Origin of the sequence: Phenylobacterium sp. (assembly GCF_044236515.1) — a bacterium.
Lineage (GTDB): Bacteria > Pseudomonadota > Alphaproteobacteria > Caulobacterales > Caulobacteraceae > Phenylobacterium.
In genome coordinates, this window is the sequence record NZ_JBIIGK010000013.1 from 26,863 (window position 1) to 33,866 (window position 7,004).

At 66.6% G+C, this 7,004-nt stretch carries 5 protein-coding genes; all 5 read right to left on the bottom strand.

Annotation, left to right across the window (positions count from 1 at the left end):
* Positions 1 to 98 precede the first annotated feature (98 nt).
* Positions 99 to 1,577: a sodium:solute symporter family transporter gene (gene actP / locus ACILRF_RS02710; RefSeq protein WP_395670731.1), complete on the bottom strand. Its 1,479-nt coding sequence runs from the start codon at positions 1,575 to 1,577 to the stop codon at positions 99 to 101.
* Positions 1,574 to 1,795 (bottom strand): hypothetical protein, encoded by a 222-nt coding sequence (locus tag ACILRF_RS02715; RefSeq protein ID WP_395670732.1) that lies wholly within the window; start codon positions 1,793 to 1,795, stop codon positions 1,574 to 1,576. Before ACILRF_RS02715 ends, actP begins: the two co-directional genes overlap by 4 nt.
* 2 nt (positions 1,796 to 1,797) lie before the next feature.
* Complete coding sequence (locus ACILRF_RS02720) at positions 1,798 to 3,390, bottom strand: benzoate-CoA ligase family protein (protein ID WP_395670733.1); 1,593 nt, start codon at positions 3,388 to 3,390, stop codon at positions 1,798 to 1,800.
* A 227-nt stretch (positions 3,391 to 3,617) separates the two neighbouring features.
* Positions 3,618 to 5,177: an amidase gene (locus ACILRF_RS02725; protein WP_395670734.1), complete on the bottom strand. Its 1,560-nt coding sequence runs from the start codon at positions 5,175 to 5,177 to the stop codon at positions 3,618 to 3,620.
* A gap of 26 nt (positions 5,178 to 5,203) precedes the next feature.
* Positions 5,204 to 7,004 (bottom strand): TonB-dependent receptor (locus ACILRF_RS02730; protein WP_395670735.1); only part of this gene is annotated, 1,801 nt, incomplete at its 5' end.

Below are 7,004 nucleotides of genomic sequence, written 5' to 3' on the forward strand. Positions count from 1 at the left end.
GCGGGGAGCGCCGTGCTCGTTCCTAGAGCGCCGATCCTAGCAACCCCTCACCCCGCCGCCGCAAGAAAACACCAAGGTTCGTCGGAAGGCGGCGCCCATCACCGGGCTACTGCGCGTCGGGTCATGAGTGAGACGATCATGCAGACCGCGAACGCCAGGGGTGCGGTTACGAGAGTCGGATAGTCGGCGGGGAACAGCGGCTCAGGGTTGCCAAGCGCCTTCACCCACACCGCCGGGCTGGCGACGATCAGCGCGACCGAGGCCACGAGGCCCGTGATCCCGCCTGCCAGCGCGCCAGCCGTCGTCAGCGGCCGCCAGTAGAGCACCAGGATCAGCAGCGGGAAGTTCGCGCTGGCCGCGACGGCGAAGGCGAGCGCCGTCAGGAACGCGACGTTCTCCTTCTGGAAGACGATGGCGATCGAGATCGCCACCAAGGCGACGCCGATGGCCGCGGCGCGGAAGACCCACAGCTCGGACCCCTCCGTCGTCCTCCCCTTGCGGACGATCCGGAAAAGGTCGTGCGAGGCCGCCGAGGCCGACGCGATGGTCAGTCCGGCAACGACCGCCAAAATGGTGGCGAAGGCCACCGCGGCGATGAGACCCTGCAGCCACTCGCCGCCGACCGCATTGGCCAGGTGCACGGTGACCATGTTGCCGCCGCCGCGCAGGGCGCCGGAGGCGTCCTGGAAGGCCGGATTGTCCTTCACGAAGGCGACCGTGGCCGGGTTGGCGATCAGGAACAGGATCGCAAACACCCCGCCGATGACCACAGAGGCGACGGCGACCGAGCGGCGCGCCTGCTTCTCGTCCGGCACCGTAAAGAACCGGATCAGCAGGTGCGGCATGCCCAGCAGACCGAACACCATGCCGAGACCGAGCGACAGGTTGGAGAACACGCTCGCCTTAAAGCCGCCGGGTTGAAACAGCGCTGCAGCCGTGTCGCTGACCGCCGCTGTCCGCTCATAGAGCCCACCCAGGCCACCCGCCTCGACCAGACAGAACACCCCCAGAATGCCCACGCCGATCATCAGCAGGACGGCCTTGATGATCTGCACCCAGGTCGCCGCCAGCATGCCGCCGACGGCGATGTAGAGGGCCATCAGGCCGCCGACGAGGATGACGGACCACTCAAAGGTCAAGCCGAAGAGCAGGGAGATCAAGGTGCCTGCGCCGACCATCTGCGCGACGAGATAGACCAGCGACACAGCGATGGTGCTGAGCCCGGCGAAGACGCGCAGCCGGTCGTCGGCCAGGCGGCTGACCATCACGTCGCCGAGGGTGAACTGGCCGAGCCTGCGCAGCGGACCTGCGATCAGCAGCAGCATCAGGCACAGCCCGGCAAGCGGGGCTAGATAATAGATCGCCACGTCCCAGCCGCTGGCGAAATAGAGCCCGGCGATGCCTAGCACGGTCGTCGCCGACATGAAGTCGCCGGCGATGGCCAGGCCATTCTGCGTTCCGGTGATCCTCGAGCCGGCGGCGTAGAAGTCGGCGCGTTGCGAAGTGCGGCGGCCGGCCCACGCGGTGATGACCAGGGTCGCCAGTACCGTGGTGACGAAGCAGATGATCGCGATCATGACTTGGGGGCCTCGTCGTCGCTGCCGCCGGCGCTGAGCCAGGCGAGAAGGGGGAAGCCGACCAGCAGGCCCAGCACGTACCAGGCGGCAACGGGAACACCGCCAATGAGCGATCGGAAGCCGGCCGGAGCGACCAAGGGCGCACCCGCCAGGATCGGGACGCTGGCGTAGAGAAGGACGATCAGGACGCAGATGCCCAACTTTGCGGTGACGCGCACGGTCAGTGGCCCTCCCTCAACAGATATCGCTGCAGCTTCCCGGTGGCGGTTTTTGGCAGGTCCGTCCGGAACTCCACGGACCTCGGATAACAGTGTGGCGCAAGGCGCGACTTTACGTGCGCCTGCAGCGCGCGGGCTAGGTCGTCGTTTGCCTCGCCTGGATCGCGGCACACGACGAAAGCGCGGATCTTCATCAGTCCGTTCGCATCGGGCCAGCCGACCACCGCAGCCTCAAGCACCGCCGGATGGGCGGCGAGGGCCTCTTCGACATCGAATGGCGAAACGTAGATCCCGCTCACCTTGAGCATGTCGTCGCGGCGCCCGGCGTAGCGGTACCAACCCTCGGCGTCGCGGGCGTACTTGTCGCCGGTCTGTGTCCAGTCGCCCAGGAAGGTGTCGCGGGTCTTGGGGCGATTGTTCCAGTAGCAGGCGGCGGCTGTCGGACCGCGCACCTGCAGGTCTCCGAGCTCGCCGTCGGCGCAAATGCGCCCCTGCTCGTCGACGATGCGCAGTTCATAGCCGGGAACCGGCTTGCCGGTCACGCCGTAGCGAACCGCGCCGGCCCGCTGCGACAGGAAGATGTGCAACATCTCGGTCGAGCCGAGGCCGTCCAGGATCTCGACGCCGTACCGGTCCGTGAAGGCTGAGCCCAACGCCTCCGGCAAGGCCTCGCCGGCAGAGGTGGCGATGCGGAGGTTCGGCAGGTCCGCGCGGCGGGGCGCCCGCTCGTCCGACAGGAAGCCGGCGAAGAAGGTCGGCGCGGCGCACAGGACGGAAACCGACTGAGCCGCGAGCAGGGCGCGCACCGCTTGCGGCGTGGGCCGGTCGCGCAGGAGAACCGTCGTCGCGCCGGCGGCGAGCGGGAAGGTCAGGGCATTGCCGAGGCCGTAGGCGAAGAAAAGTTTGGCGACCGAGAACACCACGTCCTCCTCGCGCACGCCCATGACTGGAAGGCCGTAGAGACTGGCCGTTAGGCGCAGCGATCCGTGGGTGTGGACCACGCCCTTTGGACGCCCGGTCGAACCGGAGGTGTAGAGCCAGAAGGCCGCTTCGTCGCGACAGGTGGCGGCCGCCGCCGGGACCGGCTGGGCCGCGCGCAGGCGAACCTCCAGTTCGTCGGGCCCATCGCCGGAAACCACGACCGCGAGGAGGTCGGGGCAGAGCGACAGCACCTCGGTGAAGACCGGCGCGAGCGCCGCCGAGACGAAAGCCACCCGGGCCCGGCTGTCCTGCAGCAGATAGACGTAGTCGTCCTTACCGAACAGGGTGTTCACCGGAATGGGCACGACACCTGCCTTCATTGCGCCAAGGAACAGGCTCGGGAAATCAATGTCGTCCTGGAGACAGAGCAGCACGCGCTGCTCGCGGGCCACGCCCAGGTCCTGCAGGAGCGCGCCGACGCGGTCGACCCGCTCGCTCAGCTGGTCGTAGGTCCAGACGCCCCGATCGTCGACGTAGGCCGGTTTGGAGCCGCGGCCGGCGAGGAGGTTGTGATCGAGCAGATCGGTCGCGGCGTTGAAGTGCTGCGGCAGGCTCTCGAGCTGCGTGGCTCCAAGGGTGGCGTGATAGGTCATCGAGGCGTGGTCTTCGGGCATGTCGAGCGCTGGGGAAGGTCGGCCGGGCGGCGCTGGGGCCGGCGCACGCCACGGTCAGGCCGACGCACAGGTCGACCGGCCATCACTGGAGAGGCGGTCATCCCGTCCTCTTGCACCTTCCCCCCTTGCCGCAGTTTTGCGGCCTTTGGTGCCAAGACGCGCGACCGCTGTGAAACGGAAGCGCGACGCGGCTATTTTCTCTCTGACGTCGTCGGCCGGAACCGCTCTCACCACCGCGGATCGATCGGCGTCGGCATGGGGCAAGCCCGCTCGATCACCTCACCCGCCGTGAAGCACAGGTCCTCGCGAAACCGCCGAGAGACGATCTGAACTCCGGTCGGCAGGTCGTCCGTCACGCCGGTCGGCACGGAGAGCCCCGGGACCCCGATGAGCGGCGGAAGAAGCATCGGCGATTGGATGCGAAGGATCTCGCGGATGGCGTCCGGGCCGCCCTGGTCGCGATCCAGCTTCATCGGCGGCTCCCAGGAGTTCGGCATCAGGATGATCGGATAGTCTTCCATCAGCAGATCCCAGGCGCTGGCGATGGCGTTGCGACGCGCGAAGGCTTCCGAAAGCCCCCTCATGTCGACCTTGGGCGTGATCTCGAGCCAGGCCAGGACCTCCTTGCGGACGCGTTCGTCGCCATACTTGCGGACGGCCTCGCCGAACGTGTCACGCGACTCGTTCATCACCAGCCGGGACCAGAGATCCTGGCCTTCGGCGAAGTGCGGAAGCTCCTTTTCCTCGACGACGTAGCCGGCGTCGCTCAGCGCCTTGGCGGCGGCCTCGAGCGCAGCCGCGACCGAGGGCGACGGCGTATAACCAGCCGCACGGGCGAACAGGGCGACGCGCTTGGGGCCCTCGCTGTCGGGATAGTGCAGCGGGGCGGGTGTCCACCAGGGATCCCCGGCTGCGCGCACCGAGGTCGCCGCAAGGCCGAGTCGCAGGTCCTGGATGCTGCGCGCCAGGACGCCTTCGACGCCCATAATCGAGCCGCTCATCGCGCCGCCGCCGCGACCCGCAGAAATCCGGCCGAGCGTCGGGCGGATCGCCGGAACGCCGGAGACGTAACCGGGGTAACGTACGGAGCCGGCAATATCGTTGCCGTGGGCGATCGCGCCCATGCCGGAAGACACCGCCGAGGAGGCACCGCCGCTCGAGCCGCCCGGCGTCACCGTGCGGTCCCAAGGATTGTAGGTGCGGCCGTGCAGGTCGTTCTCGGTGAACCAGCGGAACGACATAGCCGGCGTGTTGGTCCGGCCGATGATCACCGCGCCAGACTTGCGGAAGGCGGCGACGACGGCGCTGTCCTGCTTGGCGATGTTGTCTTTCATCGCCACCAGGCCGTTGGTGGTCGGATGGCCGCGGAGGTCGACGTTGATCTTGGTGGTCACCGGCACGCCGTGCAGCACGCCTAAGGGGCCGCCGTCCCTCACCGTTCGATCAGCCTGATCAGCGGCAGCGAGGGCTTCGTCCGCCAGAAGCTCGACGATGGCATTGAGCTTGGGATTGACTGCCTGCACGCGTTCAAGGGCGCTCAGCGTAGCCTCGCGACTAGTGATCTGGCGGCGGCGGATCGCGTCGGCGAGATCGGCGGCGTCCCAACGCCAAAGCGGGCCCTGGAGCCCCTGCCCGCCTGTGCCCGCATTGGATCGGGCGCTAGCGAGGGCGGGAGAGACAGCAAGTGCGCCCCCAACGAGACTCAGAATCTGACGACGATCGACGGGCATAGACGAGCCTTGATGCAGCTGGACCGAAAAGGGCGGCCGCTCCGAACCCAGGAGCATTCGGAGCGGCCAAGGGGGAGAAGGGGTCAGTAGCGAGCGATTGCGGTCACACCGATGGTCCGCGGCTGGTACGTCTGAATGAGGAACAGCGGGCTTCGGCGAGAGCCGTGCGACCGCGCCAGCAGCGGCGAAGCATCGAACAAGTTGTCCGCGAAGAGCGACACATCCACGCGATCCATACGCACGCCGATGCGTAGCTTAGCCAGTTCCTGCGATTTGAGTTGGTAGAGCGCAGGATCGTAGCTGGTCACGTTCGGGTTCTGAGCCGGGGGACGACCGCGGTATTGATAATCCGCCCGGACGTAGGCGTTCTGACCGAAGGCCGGGAATTCGTATTCAGCGCCCAGCGCCACCACCCATTTCGGCCCGCCCAACGGGTCCCCCGCCTCGACAATGGCGGCGCCGCTCACGGCTTGGAAACTCTCGCGATATTTTGCGCTGGTGTGACCCACTGCAGCATTGAGCGTGAGACCATCGATCGGACGGGCGCGGGCCTCGAGGTCGAAGCCGCGCGAGCGCGCTGATCCGAGGTTCGTGGTGTAGCCGAGGAAACAGCTAGGCAGGCTGATGTCGCGCTGAATGTTGGACCAGTCGACCTGGAAAGCGCTGGCTGCGATCTGCAGGCGACCGTCCATTAGAGTGTTCTTCGAACCGACCTCGTAGTTCCACACGGTGTCCGCATCGTAGCTGAGCGGGTTGGCGGTGATGCCCAGCCGTTCGAAATCCGGTCCGCAAGCGACGGGATTCAAGGGGTCGTTCGAGCCGCCGAGCCGGAACCCCTTAGCCGCACTAGCATAGACCATGTTGCGGTCGTTGATCTGATAGGAGAGCCCAACCTTCGGGGTGATCGGCGACTCTTCCTGTCGGCCGGTCGTATGGGTCTCCCCGATCGCCGAACCATACTGATCGGTCTTGGAGCGGAACTTGGTCTTCGACACGCGCAACCCGGCGGTGAGGATGAGCCCATCGATCAATTCGAAGTCCACCTGACCGAAGGCGGCCAGCTGTTTGTCGATGCCGCGGTTGATGTTGACGAGGTCATACGGCTGGTCGCCGCGAGCGGTGGGCCCGATGATCACTGAAACCGGCGCGCCGTAGAGGGTCTCGATCATCTGCGGGAACATGGGATCGTAGTCCCATTGCTCGCTGTCCTGGTCGGCGTGGTTGTAGAAGACCCCGGCGACCCAGCGCAGGCGCGCGTCAGGATCGGTGGTACGCAGGCGCACTTCCTGCGTGAAGCTCTCCTGCCGATTGATCATCGTCGCCCGGACTTGATAGCCGGCCATGATCAACTGCGGATAAGGCGTACCGAAGAAGATGCTGCCAATGTCGTCGGTGTAATCCCATTGGCTGGCGTTCTTGCGGACGAAGAGCGAGGTGTTGGACTCCAGCGCTACCGGGCCGAAGTCATACCGAACGGCCACCGCACCCAGGCTGAAGAAGTCACGATTCCACTCGGGCAACTGGTTGCCCGAGACGAAGCGACCCTGGCCGCGGTCGGACAGGTTCTCCCAGATGACCGCCGTGTCGTCGATGGTCGTCTTCTGGTAGTAGAACGAGGGAACAATCTCGAGCTGCTCGGTCGGCCGGAAGGTCATGGCGCCGCGTAGTACGGTGCTTCCCGCCGTGTTGACGTTCTTGTCCAGCGCACCGCCGGGATAAGACGCGCGATCGATCCAGCCGCCGTCGCGGCGATACCAGCCACTCAGCCGAAAGCCGATCTTGTCCTGAACGATCGGGCCGCCGACCGCCGCCCCGAACTCGCCGCTGGTCTCGCCGCCCTTGATGCTGGCGAGCTCCGCTCTGGCGTAGCCGGAGAAATCATTG